Source organism: Dryocola sp. LX212 (assembly GCA_041504365.1).
Classification (GTDB): Bacteria; Pseudomonadota; Gammaproteobacteria; order Enterobacterales; family Enterobacteriaceae; genus Dryocola.
Map to the genome: position 1 here is coordinate 2,911,814 of CP167917.1, position 23,321 is coordinate 2,935,134.

The following is a 23,321-nucleotide window of genomic DNA, read 5'->3' on the forward strand; positions in this document are numbered from 1 at the left end:
CATGCTAATTACTCCCGAACTTGCCAATGAAATTGTAACCAGAGCCATGGCGATTATTCATCACAATGTGAACGTCATTGACCACAGGGGCGTCATTATCGCCTCTGGGGAACACTCGCGCATAGGGACACGACATACGATAGCGCAACAGGTTATTCGCACCGGGAAACGAATTTCCATACACCCGGCCAGTGAAGCCGCTAACTATGAAAATGTACAGCCCGGCATCAATCACCCCGTTATGGCTGACGATCAGGTTGTCATGGTGATCGGTGTTAGCGGCGATCCCCCTGCCATCAACCGCTATGCCGAGTTGGCTATTCTCACCGCTGAACTCCTGGTGCGTCAGGCGCTTGAAATCAGAGATGTAAACTGGCAGCAGCGCCTGCGGGATACTCTGTTTGTACAATATATTCAGGACGGTGATACGCCCTCCGGCCAGCAAGCCCTGCAGCGGCTGAGTGGCCTCGGTTTCCACCTCGATCGGCCACTGGTACCGATAGTGGTGCAGATATCCCACCATCACCACACCAATGTACTGGCCGGATTGTTAGGGGATTTATCTCGCTTAAACGATATACAGGACGTCATTATCTTAGGCAGCCATGAAATTCTGCTTCTCGGTTCGATGAAAAGGGAGACCACCAGGCACATCGACAGCGTTAACTTTTCACTGAGCAGTCATCTCAGTCATTATCACATCGGTGTTGGCGTTAAAGCAGAGAGTGCCTGCGGCATCCGCGAAGCCATACAACTGGCTCGGGCGGTAATTGATGTGGGCCAGCAGGTGCAGCCTCAGCAGCAAATTTATCATTTCCGGGACATGGCGATGTTCTGCCTGTTTAGCGTGCTGAAAAATAGCTATATGTACAACTTTTTTAATAATAACGTTAACCGAATACTCAGGCATGACCAGGGGAGCGTATTACTCGATACGCTGGAGGTTTTTATTCTCAACAACGGTGAACCGGGAAAAGCCGCCCGTCAGCTCGGTGTTCACCGCAACACGCTTACCTACCGCCTTAATCAAATCAAAAAAAAACTACAGCTGGACCCTTTCTCTTTTGCCGATTTGGTACAACTTTCTGTCTCTGTGCATTGTTACCGTCATAGTCATCCTCGTCCTAACGAATGGATGGATTCGGTAGTCTGATGACAGTCCTGTTATGTTCGGCCCCCGATCTAATTGATCGTGAGATGACGCTGCGCTTTCCGGTTTGCCACCAGCGTCATCCACCTGGGCAATTAAATTTCGGTCAGAATTTCGCTGAAATCGAGACGGGACTTAGGCAGCGCAGCGTTATAATCTTCCACGCTGCGGTAGCCGATTGGCACGATCACCAGGCTGGTATAGCCCTTCTCACGCAGGCCAAACTCTTCATCAAGAATTCGGGCGTCAAAGCCTTCAATCGGCACGGCGTCGATATTCAGCGCTGAAACACCCAGCAAGAAATTACCGACGTTAAGATATACCTGTTTCTCCATCCAGTGCTGCGCATCTTTCAAATCAAACCGATGCATGTTCACGAAGTATGAGCGACCTTTATGCTGTCCTTCCATGGCCTGCTGGCTGGCAAAACGTCCGTCCGCATTCTCTTTTTCCAGCAGCGTTTGCAGATGTGTTTCGTCAATCGCTGTCTTCGCACAGAACACCACGACGTGAGAGGCGTCCAGAACTTTACGTTCGTTAAATACGTAGAAGCCCGAGGTTGCCTTCGCAATGCGCGCTTTCGCTTCGTCGCTGCTTGCCAGAATAAAGTGCCACGGCTGGGAGTTAGTGCTGGACGGGCTAAGGCGCAGCAAATCTTTTACTTTGGCAATGTCCTCTGCGCTGATTTTTTTGGCCGCGTCGAACGCTTTGGTTGAGTAACGTGAAGACGCTGCATCAATAATATTCATGATTATTCCCTGAGTTAGTTAACATGGTCGCATAACGGTTTACGACCGGAGCCATGTGAGTATGTTACCAGGCGCCGCGCTTTCGAGAAACACACCTATAAAAACAACACTTATCCTCGGGGAGTGAAAATGCTCAGGCTGGAAGATCTTTCTTTATTCGTCAGGGCGAGCGCCTTAAACAGTTTCAGCGACACGGCGCGCGAGGCGGGCCTGCAGCCCGCGCAGGTCAGCACCGCCATTAAGCGGCTGGAGAAAATCCTCAACGTTCGGCTTTTTGCCCGCTCCACCCGCAGCCTGCGGATGACGCCGGAAGGCGAGAACTGGCTGCCCTATGCCATTCAGGCGCTACAGGCGCTCGAGGCGGGTATGGAACAAATTCAGCCGGCGAACGATGAAGTACGGGGCGTGCTGCAAATCGCCGTGCCTTCGGATCTGGGCCGCAACATTATGCTGACGGTGTTTCAGGAGTTTCGCCGCCAGCATCCCGCGCTGCAGCTGAAGATTCTGTTTTCCGATCAAATCGCCGACGTGTTTAAAGATCCTGTGGATATCGCCTTTCGCTACGGCATCAACGATGACGCGTCGTTCATCGCCCTCCCCCTCGCCCCCACTAATCGCCGCGTGATAGTGGCATCGCCTGGTTACATCGAACGCTTTGGGGAACCTAATAAGATTGCCGACTTAGCCCATCACAACGCGCTGACTTATTTACTGAAGGGCAGGGTTTTCGACAAGTGGACGTTTACCCAGGATGGCAACGTGCACCATGTCGCCGTGAAAGGTTCGATGATGAGCGATGACGCCGAAGTTATCCGCCGCCTGGCTATTCGCGGCGAGGGCATTGCGTTTAAATCTTGGCTGGACGTAAGCGAGGATGTTGCCGCAGGAAGGCTGAAAGTGCTGCTTGAGCAGTATCACGGCGACGCGGTGCCGCTAAGCCTGATCTGTCCGCACCGCAAACAGCTCTCTGCAACGGTGCGGCTGCTGCATGAAGCGGTAAAGCAGCGCTGTGACGCACTGCTCGAAGGTTTACCGCACTAACGAATCAGGCAGGCGGTAGCTCTGTCATCTTTTCGGTTTGCTGCTGCCTGATGCGAGGATATTTTTTCAGCCAGCGTCCGCTGATCATACGCCAGTAGAAGAACGCACCGCGTACGGCCCAGTCGAAGAACATGCCCAGCCAGACACCCACCACGCCCATGCCCAGCACAATCCCCAGCGTATAACCCGCCACCACGCGGCAGCCCCACATGCCGAGCATGGATACCCACATGGCAAAACGGGCGTCACGCGCGCCCTTAAGACCAGCGGGCAGCACCCAGGAAGCGGCCCAGATCGGCATAAACGCGGCGTTAAGCCAGATAAGCACCTTCACAACTTCTTTGACGTCATCTTCATGCGTGTAGAACGAGGCGAACAGCCCGGCAAACGGCGCGGTGCCCCAGGCGATAATCGTCAGGCCTATGGTAGAGAGCCAGAACACGTGCCGCAGCTGCCGCTCTGCCTGGCCAATCTGACCTTTACCCAGCCGCCTGCCGACAATAATCGTCGAGGCTGAGCCGAGGGCGTTGCCCGGCAGGTTAATCAGAGAGGCAATCGAGAAGGCGATAAAATTACCCGCGATAACGTTAGTGCCCATCCCGGCCACGAACATCTGCGTCAGCAGCTTCCCGCCGTTGAATAACACGGATTCAATGCTGGCCGGAATACCAATGCCGAGCACTTCCCAAAGGATATTGAGCTTGAGGGGCGTGAAGTAGCTTTTCAGCGAGATGCGCAGCGCCGGGTTAAAGCCAATCATCAGCACGTAGATAATCCCTATCGCGCCAATGTAGCGGGAGATGGTCAGCCCCAGCCCTGCGCCGACAAACCCCATCCCCTGCCAGCCGAACAGGCCGTAGATCAACACGCTGCTGATCATAATGTTGAGGATATTCATGCCGCCGTTAATCAGCAGGGGGATTTTGGTGTTGCCCGCCCCGCGCAGCGCGCCGCTGCCGATAAGCGCAATGGCCGCCGCCGGATAGCTCCACACCGTGGTTTGCAGATAGGAGAGCGCCAGCGCTTTAACCTCCGGCGTCGCATCCCCAGCAATAACGTTAATAATGGCGTTGCCGGCAAGGTGAATGCCGATGGCCAGCAGAACGGCGATAATCGTCATCAGCACAAGCGATTGCCGTGCAGCCGCCCGCGCCCGTTTAGGATCGAGCTTGCCGAGGCTGAATGCCACCACGACCGTCGTACCAAGATCCACCGCGGCGAAGAAAGCCATGATCACCATGTTGAAGCTGTCGGCAAGGCCCACGCCCGCCATCGCCTCTTTACCCAGCCAGCTCACCAGGAAGGTGCTCAGCACCCCCATCATCAGCACACAGGTATTTTCCAGAAAAATAGGCACGGCAAGGGGGGTTATTTCCCGCCAGAAGAGAACCCGATAGCTTTTTCTTTTGGCGTACCAGCGAGTCTTAGCCACGCGCTGGCGGAGTACGGCATGTAAGTTCAAGAGAGACCTGTGAGAGAAGTGAAACCACATTTCAAATAATGATTTACAAATGCTTATCCTGCAAAGAATTTTTTGCATTTAGTCGACTAAAAAGGCGACAAAATGTTGACGGAATCCGCAATCAACCGGCGCGGGCCGATTTAGCCTTTGACAATCCGGGCGCACTCGCTAAGATACATCGCACTGCAATTCCTCTGTAGTTCAGTCGGTAGAACGGCGGACTGTTAATCCGTATGTCACTGGTTCGAGTCCAGTCAGAGGAGCCATCTTCAAGAGCCTGCTTAAGGAAACTAAAGCGGGCTTTTTTGTTTTCAAACCTCTTCTCTTTACGCCTAAGGAGCGGAAAAACTTTATCCCGCTTTTCATTATTAAAATACAGATTTTTATATTAATCCTTACGCTGGCATTACTTAGCGGCTATCTTTATTTAAGGTTCAGGTCAGATTGTTCGAGGTCGCTATGTTTCTCAATTATTTTGCGCTAGGTGTGCTCATTTGCGTTTTCCTCGTTATTTTTTATGGGATAATTATCCTACATGACATTCCCTATCTCATTGCAAAATCTCGTAATCATCCTCACGCCGATGCGATTCACGTTGCCGGGTGGGTCAGTTTATTTACGCTACATGTCATCTGGCCTTTTTTATGGATCTGGGCGACGCTATACCGTCCGGAGCGCGGCTGGGGTATGCAGGGCCAGCAGGGCGAATTTAACCAGTTACAGCAACGCGTTGCGGAGCTGGAGCACAAGCTGAATCAGCGACAAACGCCGCCATTGGAGTAATATCATGGATTTACTCATTATACTGACCTATGTTGCCTTTGCCTGGGCCATTTTTAAAATATTCAGAATACCGGTAAATAAATGGACGGTACCCACTGCGGCCCTGGGCGGCGTATTTATAGTTAGCGCGCTAATTCTGCTAATGAATTACAACCATCCCTATACGTCCCTGGCACAAAAAGCCGTTATTTCCATTCCAATTACGCCACAGGTCACCGGTATCGTGAGTGAAGTGAATGAAAACCAAAACGTATTAATTAAAAAGGGAGAGGTTCTTTTTAAACTTGAGCCGACTCGTTATGCCTCGCGGGTGAAACGGCTGGAGGCCGATCTGATGACGGCGGTGCATAATATTCAGACGCTTAAAGGTCAGCTTGATGAGGCGATAGCAAACACGTCGCGAGTTTCTGCAGAGCGCGACAGGCTATACGGCGACTATCAGCGTTATCTTAAGGGCAGCAGGGCAAGGGTAAACCCGTTCTCAGAAAGTGATATCGACAATGCCCGGCAGAACTATCTGGCTCAGGATGCTCTGGTAAAGGGTTCGGTCGCCGAGCAGTCGCAAATCAAAAGTCAGCTGGACAGCATGGTCAACGGAGAGCAGTCGCAGATTGCCAGCCTCAGGGCCCAGCTGACGGAAGCAAAATATAACCTTGACCAGACGGTGATCCGCGCGCCGGGCAACGGCTATGTCACGCAGGTTTTGATCCGTCCGGGGACGTACGCGGCGGCGCTGCCGCTCAGACCGGTTATGGTCTTTATTCCCGAGCAAAAGCGACAGATAATCGCCCAGTTCCGGCAAAACTCACTGTTGCGCCTGGAGGCGGGAGACGAGGCGGAAGTGGTCTTCAATGCCCTACCCGGCCAGGTTTTCCAGGGTAGGCTGACACGAGTGCTGCCCGTTGTTCCGGGAGGCAGCTATCAGGCTCAGGGCACGTTACAGTCACTGAACGTGACGCCGGGTAGCGACGGTGTCATCGCAGTGATAGAACTTGCGCCTAATAACGATGTCGATGCGCTACCGGACGGAATTTTTGCCCAGGTCGCCGTGTATTCTGACCACTTCAGCCACGTTTCCGTCATGCGTAAGGTCCTGTTACGCATGACCAGCTGGATGCACTATCTCTATCTCGATCATTGATGCCTTCCGGCAGAGAGGCCCGTTTAAAAGCGGGCCTTCATTCCGAGCGCAACAGTCATCTCCCGCTCGTTGCGGCCTGCCCGGCTTATAAAAAAGCCCGCTTAGGTTATCCTGAGCGGGCTTTGGGGTTACGTTGATTTATTTCTTGCGGCTGGCAATAATGTCATCAGCCACGTTGCGCGGGGCTTCCGCGTAGTGGTGGAATTCCATATTGTATGTCGCGCGCCCCTGGGACATGGATCGCAGCGTGGTGGAGTAGCCAAACATTTCCGAAAGCGGTACATCGGCACGTATAACGTGGCTGCCCAGCCTCTCATCCATACCCTGCACCATGCCGCGGCGTGAAGAGAGATCGCCCATCACGCTACCGGCGTACTCTTCCGGTGTTTCCACCTCAACGTGCATTATCGGTTCCAGAATCACCGGGTCCGCTCGCTTCGCCCCTTCTTTAAAGCCCAGGATAGCTGCCATTTTGAAGGCCATTTCCGAGGAGTCCACGTCATGGTACGAACCAAAGGTTAACGTTGCTTTGACGTCCACCACCGGATAACCAGCAAGCACCCCGCTGTTAAGCGCTTCGCGAATCCCTTTTTCCACCGAAGGAATGAATTCACGTGGCACCACGCCGCCTTTCGTTGCGTCTTCAAAAGCAAAACCCTTTCCGGCGTCCTGCGGTTCGAGCGTTAACACCACGTGACCGTACTGACCTTTACCACCGGACTGGCGGACAAACTTACCTTCAACCTCTTTCACCGTTTTGCGAATGGTTTCGCGATAGGTGACCTGCGGACGCCCAATGTTCGCCTCCACGCCAAACTCGCGCTTCATGCGGTCAACGATAATTTCCAGATGCAGCTCGCCCATCCCGGAAATAATGGTCTGTCCGGACTCTTCGTCCGTATGCAGCCGGAACGAAGGATCTTCCGCAGCCAGACGCTGGAGCGCAATGCCCATCCGCTCCTGGTCGGCCTTGGTTTTCGGCTCGATAGCCAGTGAAATCACCGGCTCCGGGAACTCCATGCGTTCCAGGGCAACCACGGCATTCGGGTCACACAGGGTATCGCCAGTTGTCACATCTTTCAGCCCGACGCAGGCGGCAATGTCACCCGCACGCAGCTCCTCTACCTCATGACGATCGTTGGCATGCATCGCAACGATGCGCCCGATTCGCTCCTTCTTGCCCTTAACCGGGTTATAAACCGAGTCGCCTTTTTTCAGCACGCCGGAATAGACGCGGATAAACGTCAGCTGGCCGACGTAGGGATCGGTCATCAGCTTGAATGCCAGCGCGGAAAATGGCTCATTGTCATCCGCATGGCGTTCGACCTCCTGCCCTTTTTCATCCACGCCCTTGATGGACGGAATATCCAGCGGGGAAGGCATCAGTTCGACCACCGCGTCGAGCATGCGCTGCACGCCTTTATTCTTGAACGCGCTGCCGCACAGCATCGGTTGAATTTCCCCGGTGACGGTACGGGCGCGCAGGCCAGCGACGATCTCTTCTTCGCTCAGGTCGCCCGTTTCAAGATACTTGTCCATCAGGGCCTCGGTGGCTTCCGCTGCGGCGGACACCATCTTCTCGCGCCATTTCTGCGCGGTGGCTAGCAGCTCATCGGGTACGGGCTCATAGCTAAAAGCCACGCCCTGAGTAGCATCATCCCACACTATTTCGCGCATTTTTATCAGGTCAATCACGCCGGTGAAATGGTCTTCACTGCCAATCGGAATAACAATCGGCACCGGATTAGCTTTCAGGCGATCGATCATCATCTGCACGACCCGGAAGAAATCAGCGCCCTGGCGATCCATTTTGTTCACGAAGGCCAGTCGCGGCACGTGGTATTTATTGGCCTGTCGCCACACCGTTTCAGACTGTGGCTGGACGCCACCTACCGCGTCATAAACCATTACCGCACCGTCCAGCACGCGCATCGAGCGTTCAACCTCAATGGTGAAATCGACGTGCCCTGGGGTATCAATAATGTTGATACGGTGCGGTTCAAAGTTTTTGTCCATGCCGGGCCAGAAACAGCTCACCGCCGCGGAGGTAATGGTTATCCCGCGCTCCTGCTCCTGCGCCATCCAGTCTGTCGTTGCTGCGCCATCGTGAACTTCACCCAGTTTATGGCTCATGCCAGTGTAAAACAGAATGCGTTCGGTAGTGGTCGTCTTACCGGCATCGATGTGGGCGGAAATACCAATGTTGCGATAGCGTTCGAGGGGGATGGGTCGGGGCATGATGCGTCCTTAGTCTGTTGACCGTTGGCGGCGGAAGTGCCGCGTTTTTTGTTCGCCATCATCATAGTACAACTGTACGAGTATATTCGAACTATTGCAGCTATAGTTTATCTCAATGAAGCCACATGGCGCTGGCCGCGCGGTTTGGGTATATTGTCGGCCGCTAACCGCCAACGAGACAGGTAGAGTATGATCGCCAATCACCCCGAACGTGAACAAATCCGCCTGGAAAATGTCCTTTTTGCGCTGGGCAATCCGCTGCGGCTGGATATCGTTCGCACCTTAGCGGAACAGGGGGAGCTGGCGTGCGGCAACCTGCGTAAGGACATCGCGAAGTCGACCATGACGCATCACTGGCGCGTGCTGCGCGACAGCGGCGTGATCTGGCAGCGGCCGCAGGGGCGGGAGAATCTGATTTCGTTAAGACGAGAGGATCTGGATGCGAGATTTCCAGGCCTGCTGGAAACGCTGCTGCGGGTAATGCAGGATAATTAACCCCCGCTAAGGCTTGTACGACCCGGTAAGCTTTCTTGCCATATGCAGTACTCTGAGAATGTAAATATCGCTGGCCGCAAGGGCGTAAACCAGGATGAAAGGGAAGTGCGGTACAACAAGCTTTCTTTGCATATCGCTTTTCCCCGCCTTTAAACCCGCGTAAGGATTATCGCAAAGAAGGGTAGCCTGCGCGGTAAATTTCTCATCTGCTGCAATAGCAACTGCCGTACCAGCTTCCTGAAGGAGATAATTAAATATTTCTTCACGGTCTTTCTGCGCCGCCTGCTCCCAGAATACTTTCGTCATTCGCGCCCTCGCATTGCCTTATCCTTAAGAATCGCCATACGATTTTCCATGTCATCGTTGCTAATAAATGTCGACTTTCCGGCATCATAGCGGCTAAACGCGTTTTCGATTTCTTGTTCGAGCCAGCGTTCCTGGCTGCAATTTTGCAAAGCGAGCTCTTCGTCCGCCAGTTCTTCAATTCGTTCCCGGACCAGCTTAGTCAGATCGGTATCTCGCCGCTTTGCTGCCTGCATCGCAAGCCGCTTGGTTACTTCATCGATGCGCAGATTAATGTTGGGCATAATGCACCTTTGTATTGTCATTTGTGTTGTCATTATGGCTGATTTTTCACCACAATGACAACCCGACCTATTACGCCTCAGGCAACACGATATTGCTGTCCGCCAGCGTCCCCATTTGGTTATACATCGCGCATGCCGCATCAACGATGTGCATCGCCAGCGCCGCTCCGCTACCTTCGCCAAGGCGCATGCCCATCTGCAAATAGGGCTCAAGCCCAAGTGCCTGGAGCGCAATCTGCGCGCCCTTTTCTGCCGACTGGTGTGAGGGGATAAGATAGTCGCGTACGCCCGGTGCAATGGCACAGGCGGCCAGCGCCGAGGCATATGAAAGATAGCCGTCAAGCACCACCGGCAGCCCCGCCGCCGCCGCGCCCAGCATCACGCCGGTCATTCCTGCCAGGTCGAATCCGCCGACCTTCGCCAGCACGTCGATACCGTCATGCGCATCAGGCTGGTTAATCTCCAGCGCACGGCGAACCACGGCGACCTTATTGGCCATTTTGTCACCCGGCAGGTTTGCGCCCATGCCCACGGTTTGCCGCGGATCGCTGTCGGTAAAGATGCTCACCATGGCTGCCGCAGGCGTGGTATTGGCCATGCCCAGTTCACCGACACCGAACAAGCGTACGCCTTCGGCCGCTTTCGCCAGCGTCAGTTTCGCCATTGCCAGCAGTAAATCTTCCGCCTGCTGGCGTGACATGGCTGGCCCCTGTGCGATGTTGCCGCAGCCACGAGCAACCTTCATGTTCAGCACGCCCGGCATTGGCTCGCTGTCCACCCCGACATCGACCACGGTAACATCTGCGCCCGCCAGCGCACCCAGCACGCATACGCCCGTATTATGACGAGTCATATTCATGGTCTGAATCGCGGTGACAATCTGCGGTGCAACCGCAACGCCTTCGGCATATACGCCGTGATCCGCACACATCACCAGAATTGCCTTGCGCCGCGTATCCAGGTCATCTTTCATCCCGGGCATTCCCGCAAGCTGCACGGCAAGGGACTCCAGGCGTCCAAGACTGCCCTGAGGTTTCAAAAGACCGTCAATATGCCGCTGTGCAACTGCCATTTTGTCGCGATTCAGCGGAGCAATTGCCGCCAGAAGTGAAGCCAGTGTCTGCATTTAATTCTTCTCTGTACGATTGAGCGGACGCTAAAGCAGCGCCAGCAGGAAAACAACTTCGCCAAGTTCGATGGCCGCGCCGAGCGTATCGCCAGTGTGGCCGCCGAGGGTGCGCCGCAGCGCCCAGGCAAATGCCATAATGGCAATGAACGTTACGGCGAATGCCAGCAGCCCGGCAGAAGGGACAAGCATCAGGCAGAGCAATGCCCCGCAGGCTAGCGTGATCGCGGTTTGTGTACCGCTGACCTTGCCGATAAACAGGTTGCCCATGCCGGATTCCCTCGCGTATTGCTGGCGGTACATCAGCATCACGCAGGCGGTTCGCCCGGCCACAGACGCCGCCGTCAGCACGCCGAGCATGCTGTAGCCGCGCAATGACAATTCGCTGACCGCCAGCACTTTGGCAACCAGCACAAAAATTAGCGCCAGCCCGCCGTGCGTGCCAAGCCTGCTGTCGCGCATAATCTCCAGCATTCTTTCCCTGGTACGCGCCGAGAAAATCCCGTCGAAGGTATCGGCCAGGCCGTCGAGATGAAATCCCCCGGTCAGTAAGGCAAGTGCTAACACGTAGCCCAGAGCCGCCAGCGGCAGGCCGCACCAGGGCTGCAGGAGAATAAAGACCAGCCCTGCCAGCGCCCCCAGCAGCAGCCCGACGAACGGAAAGGTAACGATACCGCGCACGTACTGGTTCACCTCCAGCCCCTGCGACCAGCGGCCTGGCACCGGCAAACGGCTCATAAACTGCAGCATGGCGAAGTACAAACGGAAGATCATTTTATTTTCACTCCTATCCCTGAAACCACCAGCCAGACCGCTTCGGCCTGCGCTGCCAGACGCTGATTAACCCTGCCGGCAATATCCCGGAAATGCCGTGCCAGACGGTTCTCCGGCACGATACCCATCCCTACTTCATTGGTCACCAGAAAGACCGGAGCCGGGCAAGCCGCACAGGCAGCAATCAGCTCGTCAATTTGCTGATTGACCTCATGCTCCATATACGCGAAATCCCATTCATCCTCCGGCGTACCGCCTGCCGCATCGTACATGATGTTAGTGATGAGCGTGGTGATGCATTCGAGCAGCACGGCCTCTTGCGGATCGTTACGTGGACCAATCAATGAAGGCCACCCACGATATTGTTCAACGGTACGCCAGTGCGCGGGACGTGAAGCGCGGTGGTGAGCAATTCGCTCCGCCATTTCCGGGTCGAGGATTTTTGAGGTGGCGATATAAAGCACGCGCTCACTGGCTGAAACCAGCCGCTCGGCATGGCTACTTTTGCCGCTGCGCGCGCCGCCGGTAATCAGGTACATGGTTGCTCCTGGTGCTCATGCATAATCTGATAAATGCGGGCGATATCGATATGCTCGCGCATTGCGTCGGCAAGAATATCGAACTGCTGCTGCTTGTACTGCTGATAATCAACATGCTCACCGCTCCACGCCACCAGGCCCTTTCGCAGGCGCAGGCCGTCAAGGAGCGCACGGGTAAACCCGCCGTTATCAAAAATGCCGTGCAGATAGGTACCCACAACATTCCCCGATTCGCTGACCGCGCCGTCCAGGCCGTCATAAGGCCGTGCATTGCATTGCGTCAGCCGAGCGAAAGGTCGGACATGCGGCCCTCGCTGCGTTTCACCCATATGGATTTCGTAGCCTTCAATATTGTAAGCCATCTCTGTGCTAATACCGCCAGGCAGGGTCTGGCCCGCCACACGGGTAGTGATTTTCCCCCTGGCAAAGCGAGTCGTCACATCCAGCAGACCCACACCCGGCATGTCATCCAGCCCGGACTCCACGCCATCGTAGATATGCCTTCCAAGCATCTGATAGCCACCGCAAATACCCATCACCATGCGACCGGAAAGATGATGAGCATTCAAAGCGGATTCCAGCCCCCGCACTCGCAGCCACTGCAAGTCACTTAAGGTATTTTTGCTGCCGGGGAGGATGACGAGATCGCAGTTCTGAAGCTCATGGGGATGGGTCACATAGCGCAGGCGCACGTCCGGCTGGGCCGCCAGCGCGTTAAAATCGGTGAAATTGGACATGTACGGCAGCTGTATGACCGCCACGTCGATATCTTTTGGCGTCACTGGGTCGTACTTACCACGTTCAAGCACCACGCTGTCTTCATCTTCCAGATCGACTTTCAGCCACGGCATAACGCCCAGCACCGGCACCCCGGTTAGCGCTTCGATTTGCTCAAGGCCGGAATAAAGCAGCGCTTTATCACCGCGAAACTTATTAATAATGACGCCTTGCACACGCCATTTTTCATGTTCAAGAAGCAGTGAGATCGTCCCGTAAATCGCCGCAAACACGCCGCCGCGGTCGATATCCGCCACCAGAATAACCGGGCATTCGGCCAGTTCGGCCATCCCCATGTTGACGATATCGCGATCGCGCAGGTTGATTTCCGCCGGGCTGCCCGCCCCTTCCAGCACCATAACGTCATATTCAGAGGCTAAAGACTGGTACGTTTGTCGGATCTGCGTACGGAGCTGCGGTTTGTAGTTGTGATAGGTGACCGCGTCCATATTGGTAGCCACTTTACCCATCAGCACCACCTGCGCCTGACAATCGCTGGTTGGCTTCAGCAGCACGGGATTCATACGCACGTCCGGGGCAATGCCTGCCGCTTCCGCCTGAAAGATTTGTGCGCGCCCCATCTCCTTACCGTCTGGCGTAATGCCTGAATTAAGCGCCATATTCTGCGATTTAAAAGGCGCGGTACGCAGACCATCCTGGACAAAAATACGGCACAGCCCGGCCACCAGCACGCTTTTCCCCACGTCCGATGCGGTTCCCTGAATCATGACAGCAAGAGACATCCCGGCTCCTTAATCGATAGTTTGAAGGGCAGACGTAAAAAAACCGCCGGACCGGCGGTTTCAGACTGGTGACAAACCTAAAGCGAATGAATTTCGCAAAGATCTCACCGAATAAATAACAAGGAAAATCAATTCATTGATTTTCGCCTGCTTACCACAAAGAAGGAAAAACCACGCTTTTTCCTTCTGCGCCAGCAATTTAAAACCGCCGGACCGGCGGTTTTAAAGACTTCAGGACAGCAGCACCTAGTCTGCTTTTAGCTCGCCCATGGTTTTGAGCTTTTTGGAAATTTCACGACGCTCTTTCGACAGCTCGGCGTTCTTGATGATGTAGTCATCCACGCGGTCTTCGTAGTCGGTTTTCATGCTGGCGATGATGCCCTGAATCGCTTCGATGCTCATGCCAGGCTTGATATAATCGCTCAGGTTGTCCAGCAGCAGAACGCGTTTTGAGTTATCGCGGATCTTTTTCTCAACGTCCTGGATTTCACGTTGCAGCTTGTTCTTACGACGGAACAGACGCACAAATTCCAGAACGTCCTGGAATGAAGGCTTAGTATTTTCCATTTTTACACCCCTGCTAAATACAGACTCGGATTCGTTAAGACAACCGCCATAAGGCTAACCATAAAGGTAGCGGCCGTCGTTGACAATAATTTATAGGTCGCTTGACCTATCTTAACCTCAAATAGTGCTGAATCGAAACCAGCATTGTGAAAGCTGGGCGCTGACGCACTACTTTCTGAGCGCACGGCAGATTAGCTGCGACAGTAATTCCAGCTGACGAGCCAGTTCCAGGCTCAGCCACACGTAGCCGTGAATCGGTGTTTCCTGGAGCGAGTTGCCCTGCTGCTCCTGCATCAACAGCCGCAGCTCGTTGGCAATGTCGGTCAGTTCTTCTGTGTTCGCTGATATGGGGGACGGATTCCCCTCCTGCAAGGCTAAGGCAATCGCCTGCAGCGTTTTTTGCGTCATCTGCTGCGTGTCACGCAGCGTACGGGCGTTGATCATCAGAAAATGGCTGGCGCGGGAGGCCCAGTAAGCATTAATTTGCAGCTCAAGGGTGCAGACCATATTGCGGCTGACTTTCTGGATCGCCTCAAAAATTGACTTCTGGATGCGCGTCTCTTTGCTGCACGGGCCAATCAGCAAGCGCATTTTCACTACGTCATTGAGGATGCTGTGCAGCGGCTTTTCAAGGCGTGGCCTTTCGAGCAGGTTCGGCGAGAACCCGGCATTGTAAATGCGGCCAAAGGCGGTGACGAAGTTTGCCATCTGGATTCGCCAGTGGATGAACGCCCGTTGAGGATAGATGCTGGTGAAGAGCATCGCCAGCAGCGAACCGAAAATGACGTCGCCGCTTCGCCACAGCGCAAGCTCCATATTCCCTGCGGGAGCGCCGACGACCACAGAGAGGGTGATGCCAATAAGCAATGCCTGATAGGGCCGTTTACCGAGCGCCAGAAAGCCACATAAAAACATGGCGATCGCGCACCAGATGAGCATCAACGGCAGTGAATAAAGCTCAATGCGTAGCGCGACCAGCCCGAGAGCGGCACCAAATATCGTGCCACCGATGCGCTCAAATGCGCGGGGAACCACGTTGCCCCAGAAGGAGATGGGCCCCATAACGACCACCAGCGTAATCAGTGGCCATGTGCCTTCGGGCACGTCCAGCAGGCGGACAATCAGGAATGTCAGAATAAAAGCTAAAGCAATGCGGATGCCATGCACCGTACGGTAGTGGCCGTAAACCCGTAATTCCAGGGGGCTGAGTGATTTATCGGGGCGCACACCCGTCTCCAGAGAATAAAAAACGTGATTGTAACAGAGTAAAGCCAGACACCCGAGACAGGCGGCTTTCGGGTGTTTGGGTTAGATCAAACTACCGCGTAAAAATATGCTTGCTTTTACCAGCAGTGATTCAACGCTTACTGGAAACAGAGATATACATATCGATATCCCAGACGCCGCTCTGCGTGCCGTCGTTCAGGTAATGTTCAAAGCACGGCTTGCCGTCCGGCTGGTATTCAGAATCACCCATAAGCTTCTCAAAGAACTGGTTCCAGGGTCTGGCAAAATCGTTGTCATCAACTCTTGCTCGCGCTACGGCATACTGGCCGCCTTCGATATGGGTGACGATGACGCCTTCGCTGTTATCCGGCACCGCAAAGTCTTCCGCAACGGCAACGACAGTGTTGCAGCGTAATTTTTCTGCCGGCACGACCTCGGGGTTATCATAATAGACCGCAAGCCACTCGGTTTCGGGAACCTGATGGGCTTTTACCCACATTGCCAGCTGCTCAAATCCCTGATATACGGTTTTCTCCCATGGACCAACCATATGAAAACCGGCGACTTTTTTTTGTGAAACCTGCTTTATTGTGAATTCCATAGATCCTCCTCGTAGGATAATGACCTGTATAAACATACACCATTTTTCAATTGGAACGAACCAGACCGCGGCTATTTATGATTAATTTGCGAGCAGGCACACATCTGGAAAAGATAAAAAAAACGGGTGGAGATCGCTCCCCACCCGCCATTCCTTCTCAGGGGAAATCAAAACTTGCGGTGCAGATAGTCGCTAAAGCGCGAGAACATACCGCCCTTCTGCACTTCATTCAGCGTCACCAGCGGCCAGTGGGCGATAAGCTTGTCGCGGTCGAAGAGTTCAATCTCCCCCACCCGCTTATTTGCCGCCAGCGGCGCTTCCATATTCGGATGATCAAGGACATATTTAGCCTTGATATTTGGCACTTCAGATTTTGGCAGCGCCATAAAAACATCTTGCCCCGGTCCGACGTCTATGCTGTCTTTGTCGCCGTACCAGATATGCTCGGTGCCAATTTTTTTACCTTTATGCAGGACCTGCACCGTATCGAAGTTGTCCTGGCCCCAGTGCAGCAGCTTACGCGCCTGGTCTTCACGCCCTTTTGAGCTTTCGGCCCCCATGACCACCGCAATCAGACGGCGCTGGCCCTGCACGCTTGAAGCAATCAGGTTAAACCCGGCGCTCGCAGTGTGGCCGGTCTTCAGCCCGTCGACGTTGAGATTTTTATCCCACAGCAGCCCGTTACGGTTGTGCTGTGTAATCCCGTTCCAGGTGAGACTCTTTTCACTGTACATATGATAGAAGTCTGGCTCACCATGGATGATTGCGCGCGACAGGACGGCCAGGTCGTAGGCTGAGCTGTGCTGCCCCGGCGCGTCCAGGCCGTGAACCGTTTCGAAATGCGTATCCCGCAGGCCAAGCTTAGCCACGTATTTGTTCATCATCGCCACGAACTGTGGCTGGCCGCCCGCCACGTAATCCGCAAGCGCCACGCAGGCATCGTTACCGGAATCGATAATCAGCCCACGGCTCAGATCGTGAACGCTAAGCTTGTCGCCGGGCTTTAAAAACATCAGCGATGAGCCGTCGAATACGGGGTTGCCCTTCGCCCAGGCGTCCTTACCCACCGTCACGATGTCCTCGCCGCTGATGCGCCCACTGTCAATAGCCCGGTCAACCACATACCCGGTCATAAGCTTAGTCAGGCTCGCCGGATTGCGCTTAACATGTTCGTTCTGCGCGGTCAGAATTTGCCCGGTGGTGTAATCCATTAAGACCCAAGATCCTGCCTGAATTTGCGGTGGCTGCGGTGAAGAAGCGAAAGTATCATCAGCAAAAACAGTATGTACGGGCACCGACAGAAGGCTCAGTGCGAACAGCAGGCGGGTTTTCAACGGGATATCCTCAGAAACTTATTTAAGCGGCTCGTTTTACGGGAATTCAGATTATTTTGCGCGGGAAAATTGCAAGAAAATATGACATATTTTATATCAGGTTAATTTTTCAGGTAGCAACTTCCTCTCTCCCTCCGTATTTTCCGATAATACAGATTCCTCTCATTCGTCTTATTGCCAGACCCCCCCGTTCATTTATATCGTGCGCTTTTGCATAATTTTTATTCTAAAGGTACCAGCATGGTGCAAAGTAAGAACTGGACGCCGGAACTAGAGGGGCTGCGGGGTTTTGCCTCGCTGTGGGTACTTCTTGGTCATATTTGTCTGTTAACCCAGTGTCCTATCCCCCTGCTTTACGATCCGGGAATGGGGGTCGATCTCTTTATCTTATTGTCCGGCTATCTGATGACCAAAAATTATCAGGACAGGGCTGAAAGAGAGCCGTGGAATAGCGTAAACACCTGGCGAGTTTTTTGGTTAAGACGCTTTTTCAGAATCGCTCCGCTCTATTATTTACTGCTGTTTGTTGCGCTATTATTTGGCACCTGGTTTGGGGAAATGCGCGACATGATAGCCAGCGCCTGGCCCACCACGGCGACGCTAAGCAGCCGCTATGCCGACCACAGCCTGATGAATATTTTGAGCCATCTGACGTTCGTGTTTGGCTTTATCCCCGAGTATTCGTACCGCACGGTTTTACCGGACTGGAGCATCGGCCTGGAGATGCAGTACTACCTCATCTTCCCTTTCATCATGCTGATTATTATGCGTTTTGGCTTTGCCATCAGCGCCGTGATGCTGATGCTGTTCTGCCTGGCGGCCCGCTGGCTGCTGCCTGACTATTTCAACGCCTTCCCGATGCCGTCGATGATACTGATTAAACTCCCCATGTTTATCGCGGGGATGCTGATTTCACAGGCGATTCGGCACAGGCAAATCCGCTATATGGGCCTCGCACTGTTGGCCCCGGTTGTTGCCTGGCAAATGCGCATCGCCGAAAATCACCTGCGCCTGGTAATGGAATGCCTGCTCATTGCCGGTATGACCGGCCTGCTCTGGCGGCCAGAAAAGCGTACGCGCCTTACGGAACTCTTTACTTACCCACGCCATATTCTGACCCGGCCGGTTAGCCTGTTTTTAGGCGACGTCTCTTATTCCGTCTATCTGCTGCACCTGATGATCGTCATCCCGGTGATTGGCCTGCTGGTCCAGTACACAGCCTTCAGCCACCTGCCCTCTTTCGTGCGCTTTATGGCAGTGACCTGCATCTGCCTGCCGGTGACGTACCTGATTGCCTGCGGCCTGTACCATAAAGTGGAGAAGCCGGGCATTGCGCTTGGCAAACGGGTGACTGGCGTCCCGCCGGCACAGCCCCAGCGCGAGATATCCTGAACACGGGTCTGCTTCTGATGCGTTAACAAATGAGTTACCATTGAGCCAGACTTTCATCAGCTTAATGGTAACTTCCGTGTCTGAAACCGTAGCGCTACCTACCTTCCTTTTTCATGACTATGAAACCTTCGGCAAAAGCCCCTCCCTTGACCGTCCTGCGCAGTTTGCTGCTATCCGCACTGACGACCAGTTCAACATCATCGGCGAGCCGGAGGTTTTTTACTGCAGGCCTGCGGGTGACTATCTGCCGCAGCCGGAAGCGGTAATGATCACCGGCATCACGCCTCAGGTCGCGCTGGCGAGAGGTGAGAACGAAGCCGCGTTCGCGAAACGCATTCACGACATCTTTACCGTGCCGAAAACCTGCGTGGTGGGCTATAACAACGTTCGTTTTGATGATGAAGTCACCCGCAATATCTTTTACCGTAACTTTTACGATCCCTACGCCTGGGCCTGGCAGAACGACAATTCCCGCTGGGACCTGCTGGACGTCATGCGGGCCTGCTACGCGCTGCGCCCGGAAGGCATCGTCTGGCCCGAAAACGAAGACGGGCTGCCGAGCTTCCGTCTGGAACATCTGACCAAAGCCAACGGCATTGAACACGCTAATGCCCACGATGCAATGTCAGACGTCTACGCGACCATCGCGATGGCGCAGCTGGTCAGAACGCGTCAGCCCCGCCTGTTTGAATACCTTTACAGCCATCGCTCTAAGCAGAAGCTGACCACGCTGATTGATATCCCACAGATGAAGCCGCTGGTGCATGTTTCCGGCATGTTTGGCGCGTGGCGCGGTAATACGAGCTGGATTGCCCCTCTGGCATGGCATCCTGAAAACCGCAACGCGGTGATTATGGTCGATCTTGCAGGGGACATCTCTCCGCTGCTGGAACTGGATGCTGATGCGCTCCGCGAACGGCTGTATACGCCAAAAGCAGCGCTTGGCGATGCGGCAGCAGTACCCATTAAGCTCGTTCATCTGAATAAATGCCCCGTGCTGGCGGTGGCCAACACGCTGCGCCCGGAAGATGCGGAGCGTCTGGGCATTGACCGCCAGCAGTGTCTGAATAATCTCAGGCTGCTGCGCGAACACCCTGGCGTGCGTGAAAAAGCCGTGGCGATTTTTGCCGAGGCCGAACCGTTTGTGCCGTCCGATAACGTGGATGCCCAGATCTACAACGGTTTCTTCAGCGATGCCGACCGCGCCGCCATGCGCATCGTGTTGCAAACCGAGCCGCAAAACCTTGCCGCGCTGGATATTACCTTCGTCGATAAGCGCATAGATAAGCTGCTGTTCAACTACCGGGCCCGTAACTTCCCCGCCACGCTGGATGAAGCGGAGCAGCAGCGCTGGTTAGCCCATCGCCAGGACGTTCTTTCTCAGGAGGCGTTGCAGGCCTATGCGCTGGAGCTGGAAGCGCTCTATAACCTGCACGAAGGGGATAAAGAGAAGACGGCATTGCTTAAAGCGCTGTTTGAGTATGCGCAGTTTTTAGTGAATTAAAGACAAAAAAATGGCTCCCGCAGGAGCCATTTCAGACTAATGACAAACCTAAGGCGAATGAATTTCGCAAAGATCACACCGAATATATAACAAGGAAAATCAATTCATTGATTTTCGCCTGCTTATCACAAAGAAGGAAAAACCACGCTTTTCCTTCTTTGTCAGCAATCTAATGGCTCCCGCAGGAGCCATTTTTATTCGCCGTCGCTATGCGACGTCTTCATTGTACTGAGGAACCGGGTTACGGAAGCTGCGGGTCACGCAGGCCACATACACCAGGCCAATACCCGCCCAGATAAGCCCCAGAATCATCGAGCTCTCTTCCAGGTTAATCCACAGCGCGCCTACGGTCAGCGCACCGCAGATTGGCAGCACCAGATAGTTGATGTGCTCTTTAAGCGATTTGTTGCGCTTCTCGCGGATCCAGAACTGGGAGATGACCGACAGGTTAACGAAGGTGAACGCCACCAGCGCACCGAAGTTGATCAGCGCGGTCGCGGTCACCAGGTCGAAGTCGATGGCCATTAGCGCAATCGCGCCAACCAGCAGAACGTTCAGCGCCGGGGTACGCCATTTCGGATGGATATAGCCGAAGAAGCGGTTCGGGAACACGCCGTCACGACCCATCACGTACATCAGGCGGGAAACGCCGGTGTGCGCCGCCATACCGGAAGCCAGCACGGTGATAGTAGAGAAGATCAGTGCGCCAACCTGGAAGGCTTTACCCGCTACGTACAGCATAATTTCCGGCTGGGACGCATCAGGATCTTTGAAGCGTGAGATATCCGGGAAATAGAGCTGCAGGAAGTAGGTAGAGAAGATAAAGATCATGCCGCCAATCAGCGCGGTCAGGAAGATAGCGCGAGGAATAACACGCTCTGCGTCTTTAGTCTCTTCCGACAGGTTGCTGATCCCGTCAAAGCCGGTAAAGGAGAAGCAAAGGATGGTCGCACCTGTGATCATCGGCACCACATGGGCGTTTTCAGACCAGAATGGCTTGGTGCTGCTGAGCGTTGCGGCACCTTCGCCCCCGGCAACGCCGGAGATAACCATGCCCATGATCACGGCGATCAGCACGATTTGCAGCACCACGATGACGCTGTTGAAGTTGGCCACGGTTTTCACGCTGCGCAGGTTGGAAACGGTCATAAAACCAACCAGCACGATGACGAATATCCACGAAGGAATTTCAGGCACCAGCGCTTCGAAATAGATTTTAGCCAGCAGGATGTTGATCATCGGCGCGAACAGATAGTCGAGCAGGGATGACCAGCCCACCATAAAACCGATAAACGGGTTAAATGATTTCTGAGCGTAGGTATAGGCGGAGCCAGCTGACGGGAAGCGTTTTACCAACTTTCCATAGCTTAACGCGGTGAACAGAATGGCCACCAGCGCGAAGGCGTATGCTGTCGGAACATGACCGTCGGTCAGGCCGGAAACAATGCCGAAAGTATCAAACAAGGTCATTGGCTGCATGTAGGCGAGGCCCATCATCACAACCGGAACCAGCGTCAGAGTTTTACGCAACCCTGGGCGTGAATTTGCACCTGCGGTGACGTTAAGCGACATGGTTGATTCCCCAAACGGCGAATGCCTGCGCAAAAGCAAAAAGCTGCCCCATCTTAATTTCCTCGGCGACACGACTGTCGTTTTTTAAAAGCTAGTATCTATCCGGTACGAAGCCCGGCCTCTTGGTTTTTTTGGCGGATGCCTGTTTGACTGCTTGAACTCAATGCAAAAAAATAACCGACGCGTTTAACGTCGGTTTTTTAATCTCATTTAGTGAGGCGCGTATTTTGCACCAATTCGAGGCAGGATGACAAGATGTTGAGGCCTTGATTCACAATTTCTTTTTCGGCGGTTAATGGCACTAAAAACCTGATGACATTTCCGCGCACGCCGCATGACAAAAGCACAAGGCCCTGGCGGCCCGCTTCCTGCACCAGAGCTGCGGTTAGCTCTTTGTCCGGACGGTGGCTGTCCCGCCCTTCTACCAGCTCCATGGCGATCATTGCGCCGTATCCACGGACGTCACCAATACAGTCAAATTTCTCTGCCATCTGCCGGAGTCGCGAAGTGATTTGCTCGCCAATATCCTGGGCGCGCTCGTTTAGCTTCTCTTCCCTGATAATGTCCGTCACCGCCAGCGCCGCAGCAATGGCTACCGGTGACCCGGCATAGGTACCGCCCAGCCCGCCGGGCAGCGCTTTATCGAACAGAGATTTCTTGCCAACCAGAGCGGAAAGCGGGAAGCCTCCCGCCAGGCTTTTCGCCATGGTAATCAGGTCAGGTTCCACTTCGCTGTGCTCGATGGCGAACGTTTTGCCGGTGCGGCAGAAGCCGCTCTGGATTTCATCGGCAATCAGCACAATCCCGTGCTTATCGCACAGGGCGCGGAGCTGCTTCATAAACTGGGGTGACGCCGCGTAAAAGCCCCCTTCTCCCTGCACCGGCTCAATAATAATCGCCGCCACTTCTTCCGGAGAAACATCCGCTGCAAAAATCCCCGCCAGTGAAGCCAGCGCCTGGGTATCCGTCACGCCGAGATAGGCCGCCGGATAAGGGGCATGATAGATGCCTGCCGGGAACGGACCGTATCCTTTCTTATAGGGCTGAACTTTGCCGGTCAGCGCCATGCCCAGCAGTGTTCGGCCGTGGAACGCCCCGCGAAATGCAATCACCGCCGAACGCCCGGTGGCAATGCGCGCCACCTTAATCGCATTTTCTACGGCTTCCGCTCCGGTGGTTAAAAACAGCGTCTGGCAAGGCTCGCTGATGGGCGCCAGTTCGTTCAGACGTTCCGCCAGCTCAATATAGTTCCCGTAAGGCGTAACCTGGAAACAAGGATGGGTGAACTGCTCCAGCTGCTGACGAACCGCTTCGATGACCGCCGGATGGTTATGACCGGTATTCAGAACGGCGATGCCCGACGCAAAATCGATGTAACGCTTTCCCTCGACGTCCCACAGTTCAGCGTTCTTTGCTTTCTCTATATAGACAGGCAGTGAGTTACCGACGCCGTGCGGGACGGCCTGCTCACGCCGCGACTGCCACTGCTGATTGGTTTGCTTCATACGGACTCCTTGCG

Annotated in this window: 22 protein-coding genes and 1 tRNA gene; 8 read left to right on the forward strand and 15 right to left on the reverse strand. The window is 54.4% G+C overall.

The genetic code is table 11. From position 1 onward, the window contains the following. Position 1: 1 nt before the first annotated feature. On the forward strand, positions 2–1,153 hold the full coding sequence (locus ACA108_14175; protein XEX94526.1) for a CdaR family transcriptional regulator: 1,152 nt from the start codon (positions 2–4) through the stop codon (positions 1,151–1,153). A 92-nt stretch (positions 1,154–1,245) separates the two neighbouring features. On the opposite strand, the gene nfsB is transcribed toward ACA108_14175, so the two are convergent. Next, complete coding sequence (gene nfsB / locus ACA108_14180) at positions 1,246–1,899, reverse strand: oxygen-insensitive NAD(P)H nitroreductase (GenBank protein ID XEX94527.1); 654 nt, start codon at positions 1,897–1,899, stop codon at positions 1,246–1,248. 129 nt (positions 1,900–2,028) lie between these two features. Here nfsB and ACA108_14185 point away from each other — a divergent pair, with 129 nt between their 5' ends. Then, positions 2,029–2,940, forward strand: a complete 912-nt coding sequence (locus tag ACA108_14185) for a LysR family transcriptional regulator (GenBank protein ID XEX94528.1) — start codon at positions 2,029–2,031, stop codon at positions 2,938–2,940. Positions 2,941–2,944: 4 nt separating this feature from the next. On the opposite strand, the gene ACA108_14190 is transcribed toward ACA108_14185, so the two are convergent. Next, positions 2,945–4,432, reverse strand: coding sequence for an EmmdR/YeeO family multidrug/toxin efflux MATE transporter (locus ACA108_14190; GenBank protein ID XEX94529.1), 1,488 nt, complete (start codon positions 4,430–4,432; stop codon positions 2,945–2,947). A gap of 160 nt (positions 4,433–4,592) precedes the next feature. Between ACA108_14190 and ACA108_14195 the strand changes: the two genes are divergently transcribed. The 3 genes from ACA108_14195 to ACA108_14205 all read left to right on the forward strand — a co-directional run bounded on the left by ACA108_14195 (position 4,593) and on the right by ACA108_14205 (position 6,326). Next, positions 4,593–4,668 (forward strand) — tRNA-Asn (locus ACA108_14195). 193 nt (positions 4,669–4,861) lie between these two features. After that, positions 4,862–5,185 (forward strand): DUF3302 domain-containing protein, encoded by a 324-nt coding sequence (locus tag ACA108_14200; protein XEX98118.1) that lies wholly within the window; start codon positions 4,862–4,864, stop codon positions 5,183–5,185. A gap of 4 nt (positions 5,186–5,189) precedes the next feature. Next, positions 5,190–6,326 carry an HlyD family secretion protein gene (locus ACA108_14205; GenBank protein ID XEX94530.1) on the forward strand — a complete coding sequence of 379 codons (1,137 nt, stop codon included), beginning with the start codon at positions 5,190–5,192 and terminating at the stop codon, positions 6,324–6,326. 138 nt (positions 6,327–6,464) lie between these two features. Here ACA108_14205 and fusA read toward each other — a convergent pair whose 3' ends face one another. Then, on the reverse strand, positions 6,465–8,564 hold the full coding sequence (fusA, locus tag ACA108_14210) for an elongation factor G (protein XEX94531.1): 2,100 nt from the start codon (positions 8,562–8,564) through the stop codon (positions 6,465–6,467). Between the two features lie 189 nt (positions 8,565–8,753). On the opposite strand from fusA, the gene ACA108_14215 reads away from it, so the two are divergent. Then, complete coding sequence (locus ACA108_14215; protein ID XEX94532.1) at positions 8,754–9,059, forward strand: ArsR/SmtB family transcription factor; 306 nt, start codon at positions 8,754–8,756, stop codon at positions 9,057–9,059. A gap of 6 nt (positions 9,060–9,065) precedes the next feature. Here ACA108_14215 and ACA108_14220 read toward each other — a convergent pair whose 3' ends face one another. From ACA108_14220 to dacD, 10 genes are all read right to left on the reverse strand, one after another. Beyond that, positions 9,066–9,365 carry a type II toxin-antitoxin system RelE/ParE family toxin gene (locus tag ACA108_14220; GenBank protein ID XEX94533.1) on the reverse strand — a complete coding sequence of 100 codons (300 nt, stop codon included), beginning with the start codon at positions 9,363–9,365 and terminating at the stop codon, positions 9,066–9,068. Next, positions 9,362–9,646, reverse strand: coding sequence for a damage-inducible protein J (locus tag ACA108_14225; protein ID XEX94534.1), 285 nt, complete (start codon positions 9,644–9,646; stop codon positions 9,362–9,364). The genes ACA108_14220 and ACA108_14225 overlap by 4 nt, the downstream gene beginning before the upstream one ends. A 70-nt stretch (positions 9,647–9,716) precedes the next feature. Beyond that, on the reverse strand, positions 9,717–10,772 hold the full coding sequence (gene cobT / locus ACA108_14230; GenBank protein ID XEX94535.1) for a nicotinate-nucleotide--dimethylbenzimidazole phosphoribosyltransferase: 1,056 nt from the start codon (positions 10,770–10,772) through the stop codon (positions 9,717–9,719). 30 nt (positions 10,773–10,802) lie between these two features. Next, the gene (cobS, locus tag ACA108_14235; GenBank protein XEX94536.1) at positions 10,803–11,546 is read right to left on the reverse strand and encodes an adenosylcobinamide-GDP ribazoletransferase; all 744 of its coding nucleotides are present in this window, start codon (positions 11,544–11,546) and stop codon (positions 10,803–10,805) included. Further along, positions 11,543–12,085, reverse strand: coding sequence for a bifunctional adenosylcobinamide kinase/adenosylcobinamide-phosphate guanylyltransferase (cobU, locus tag ACA108_14240; protein XEX94537.1), 543 nt, complete (start codon positions 12,083–12,085; stop codon positions 11,543–11,545). Before cobU ends, cobS begins: the two co-directional genes overlap by 4 nt. After that, on the reverse strand, positions 12,076–13,605 hold the full coding sequence (locus ACA108_14245; GenBank protein XEX94538.1) for a cobyric acid synthase: 1,530 nt from the start codon (positions 13,603–13,605) through the stop codon (positions 12,076–12,078). Before ACA108_14245 ends, cobU begins: the two co-directional genes overlap by 10 nt. 246 nt (positions 13,606–13,851) lie before the next feature. Beyond that, complete coding sequence (locus tag ACA108_14250) at positions 13,852–14,172, reverse strand: DUF496 family protein (GenBank protein XEX94539.1); 321 nt, start codon at positions 14,170–14,172, stop codon at positions 13,852–13,854. Positions 14,173–14,340: 168 nt separating this feature from the next. Then, positions 14,341–15,399, reverse strand: a complete 1,059-nt coding sequence (locus ACA108_14255) for an FUSC family protein (protein XEX94540.1) — start codon at positions 15,397–15,399, stop codon at positions 14,341–14,343. 130 nt (positions 15,400–15,529) lie between these two features. Beyond that, positions 15,530–16,000 (reverse strand): DNA gyrase inhibitor SbmC, encoded by a 471-nt coding sequence (gene sbmC, locus ACA108_14260; protein XEX94541.1) that lies wholly within the window; start codon positions 15,998–16,000, stop codon positions 15,530–15,532. Positions 16,001–16,167: 167 nt separating this feature from the next. Continuing rightward, on the reverse strand, positions 16,168–17,334 hold the full coding sequence (gene dacD, locus ACA108_14265; protein XEX94542.1) for a serine-type D-Ala-D-Ala carboxypeptidase DacD: 1,167 nt from the start codon (positions 17,332–17,334) through the stop codon (positions 16,168–16,170). A 240-nt stretch (positions 17,335–17,574) separates the two neighbouring features. On the opposite strand from dacD, the gene ACA108_14270 reads away from it, so the two are divergent. Next, the gene (locus tag ACA108_14270) at positions 17,575–18,726 is read left to right on the forward strand and encodes an acyltransferase family protein (GenBank protein ID XEX94543.1); all 1,152 of its coding nucleotides are present in this window, start codon (positions 17,575–17,577) and stop codon (positions 18,724–18,726) included. Between the two features lie 64 nt (positions 18,727–18,790). Continuing rightward, entirely contained in the window at positions 18,791–20,230 is a 1,440-nt protein-coding gene (sbcB, locus tag ACA108_14275; protein XEX98119.1) for an exodeoxyribonuclease I, read from the forward strand. 207 nt (positions 20,231–20,437) lie between these two features. Here sbcB and ACA108_14280 read toward each other — a convergent pair whose 3' ends face one another. Both ACA108_14280 and gabT read right to left on the reverse strand, forming a co-directional pair. Continuing rightward, complete coding sequence (locus ACA108_14280; GenBank protein ID XEX94544.1) at positions 20,438–21,802, reverse strand: APC family permease; 1,365 nt, start codon at positions 21,800–21,802, stop codon at positions 20,438–20,440. Positions 21,803–22,008: 206 nt separating this feature from the next. Continuing rightward, positions 22,009–23,307 (reverse strand): 4-aminobutyrate--2-oxoglutarate transaminase, encoded by a 1,299-nt coding sequence (gene gabT, locus ACA108_14285; protein ID XEX94545.1) that lies wholly within the window; start codon positions 23,305–23,307, stop codon positions 22,009–22,011. Between the last annotated feature and the right edge of the window lie 14 nt (positions 23,308–23,321).

Coding starts and splice junctions, on each gene's coding strand:
- ACA108_14245 (XEX94538.1), bottom strand. CDS start 13,605: ATGTCTCTTGCTGTCATGATTCAGGGAACCGCATCGGACGTGGGGAAA.
- ACA108_14175 (XEX94526.1), top strand. CDS start 2: ATGCTAATTACTCCCGAACTTGCCAATGAAATTGTAACCAGAGCCATG.
- ACA108_14270 (XEX94543.1), top strand. CDS start 17,575: ATGGTGCAAAGTAAGAACTGGACGCCGGAACTAGAGGGGCTGCGGGGT.
- ACA108_14280 (XEX94544.1), bottom strand. CDS start 21,802: ATGTCGCTTAACGTCACCGCAGGTGCAAATTCACGCCCAGGGTTGCGT.
- ACA108_14185 (XEX94528.1), top strand. CDS start 2,029: ATGCTCAGGCTGGAAGATCTTTCTTTATTCGTCAGGGCGAGCGCCTTA.
- ACA108_14225 (XEX94534.1), bottom strand. CDS start 9,646: ATGCCCAACATTAATCTGCGCATCGATGAAGTAACCAAGCGGCTTGCG.
- ACA108_14215 (XEX94532.1), top strand. CDS start 8,754: ATGATCGCCAATCACCCCGAACGTGAACAAATCCGCCTGGAAAATGTC.
- cobS (XEX94536.1), bottom strand. CDS start 11,546: ATGATCTTCCGTTTGTACTTCGCCATGCTGCAGTTTATGAGCCGTTTG.
- fusA (XEX94531.1), bottom strand. CDS start 8,564: ATGCCCCGACCCATCCCCCTCGAACGCTATCGCAACATTGGTATTTCC.
- ACA108_14190 (XEX94529.1), bottom strand. CDS start 4,432: ATGTGGTTTCACTTCTCTCACAGGTCTCTCTTGAACTTACATGCCGTA.
- cobU (XEX94537.1), bottom strand. CDS start 12,085: ATGTACCTGATTACCGGCGGCGCGCGCAGCGGCAAAAGTAGCCATGCC.
- ACA108_14200 (XEX98118.1), top strand. CDS start 4,862: ATGTTTCTCAATTATTTTGCGCTAGGTGTGCTCATTTGCGTTTTCCTC.
- nfsB (XEX94527.1), bottom strand. CDS start 1,899: ATGAATATTATTGATGCAGCGTCTTCACGTTACTCAACCAAAGCGTTC.
- ACA108_14250 (XEX94539.1), bottom strand. CDS start 14,172: ATGGAAAATACTAAGCCTTCATTCCAGGACGTTCTGGAATTTGTGCGT.
- ACA108_14220 (XEX94533.1), bottom strand. CDS start 9,365: ATGACGAAAGTATTCTGGGAGCAGGCGGCGCAGAAAGACCGTGAAGAA.
- sbcB (XEX98119.1), top strand. CDS start 18,791: ATGGTAACTTCCGTGTCTGAAACCGTAGCGCTACCTACCTTCCTTTTT.
- cobT (XEX94535.1), bottom strand. CDS start 10,772: ATGCAGACACTGGCTTCACTTCTGGCGGCAATTGCTCCGCTGAATCGC.
- gabT (XEX94545.1), bottom strand. CDS start 23,307: ATGAAGCAAACCAATCAGCAGTGGCAGTCGCGGCGTGAGCAGGCCGTC.
- ACA108_14205 (XEX94530.1), top strand. CDS start 5,190: ATGGATTTACTCATTATACTGACCTATGTTGCCTTTGCCTGGGCCATT.
- sbmC (XEX94541.1), bottom strand. CDS start 16,000: ATGGAATTCACAATAAAGCAGGTTTCACAAAAAAAAGTCGCCGGTTTT.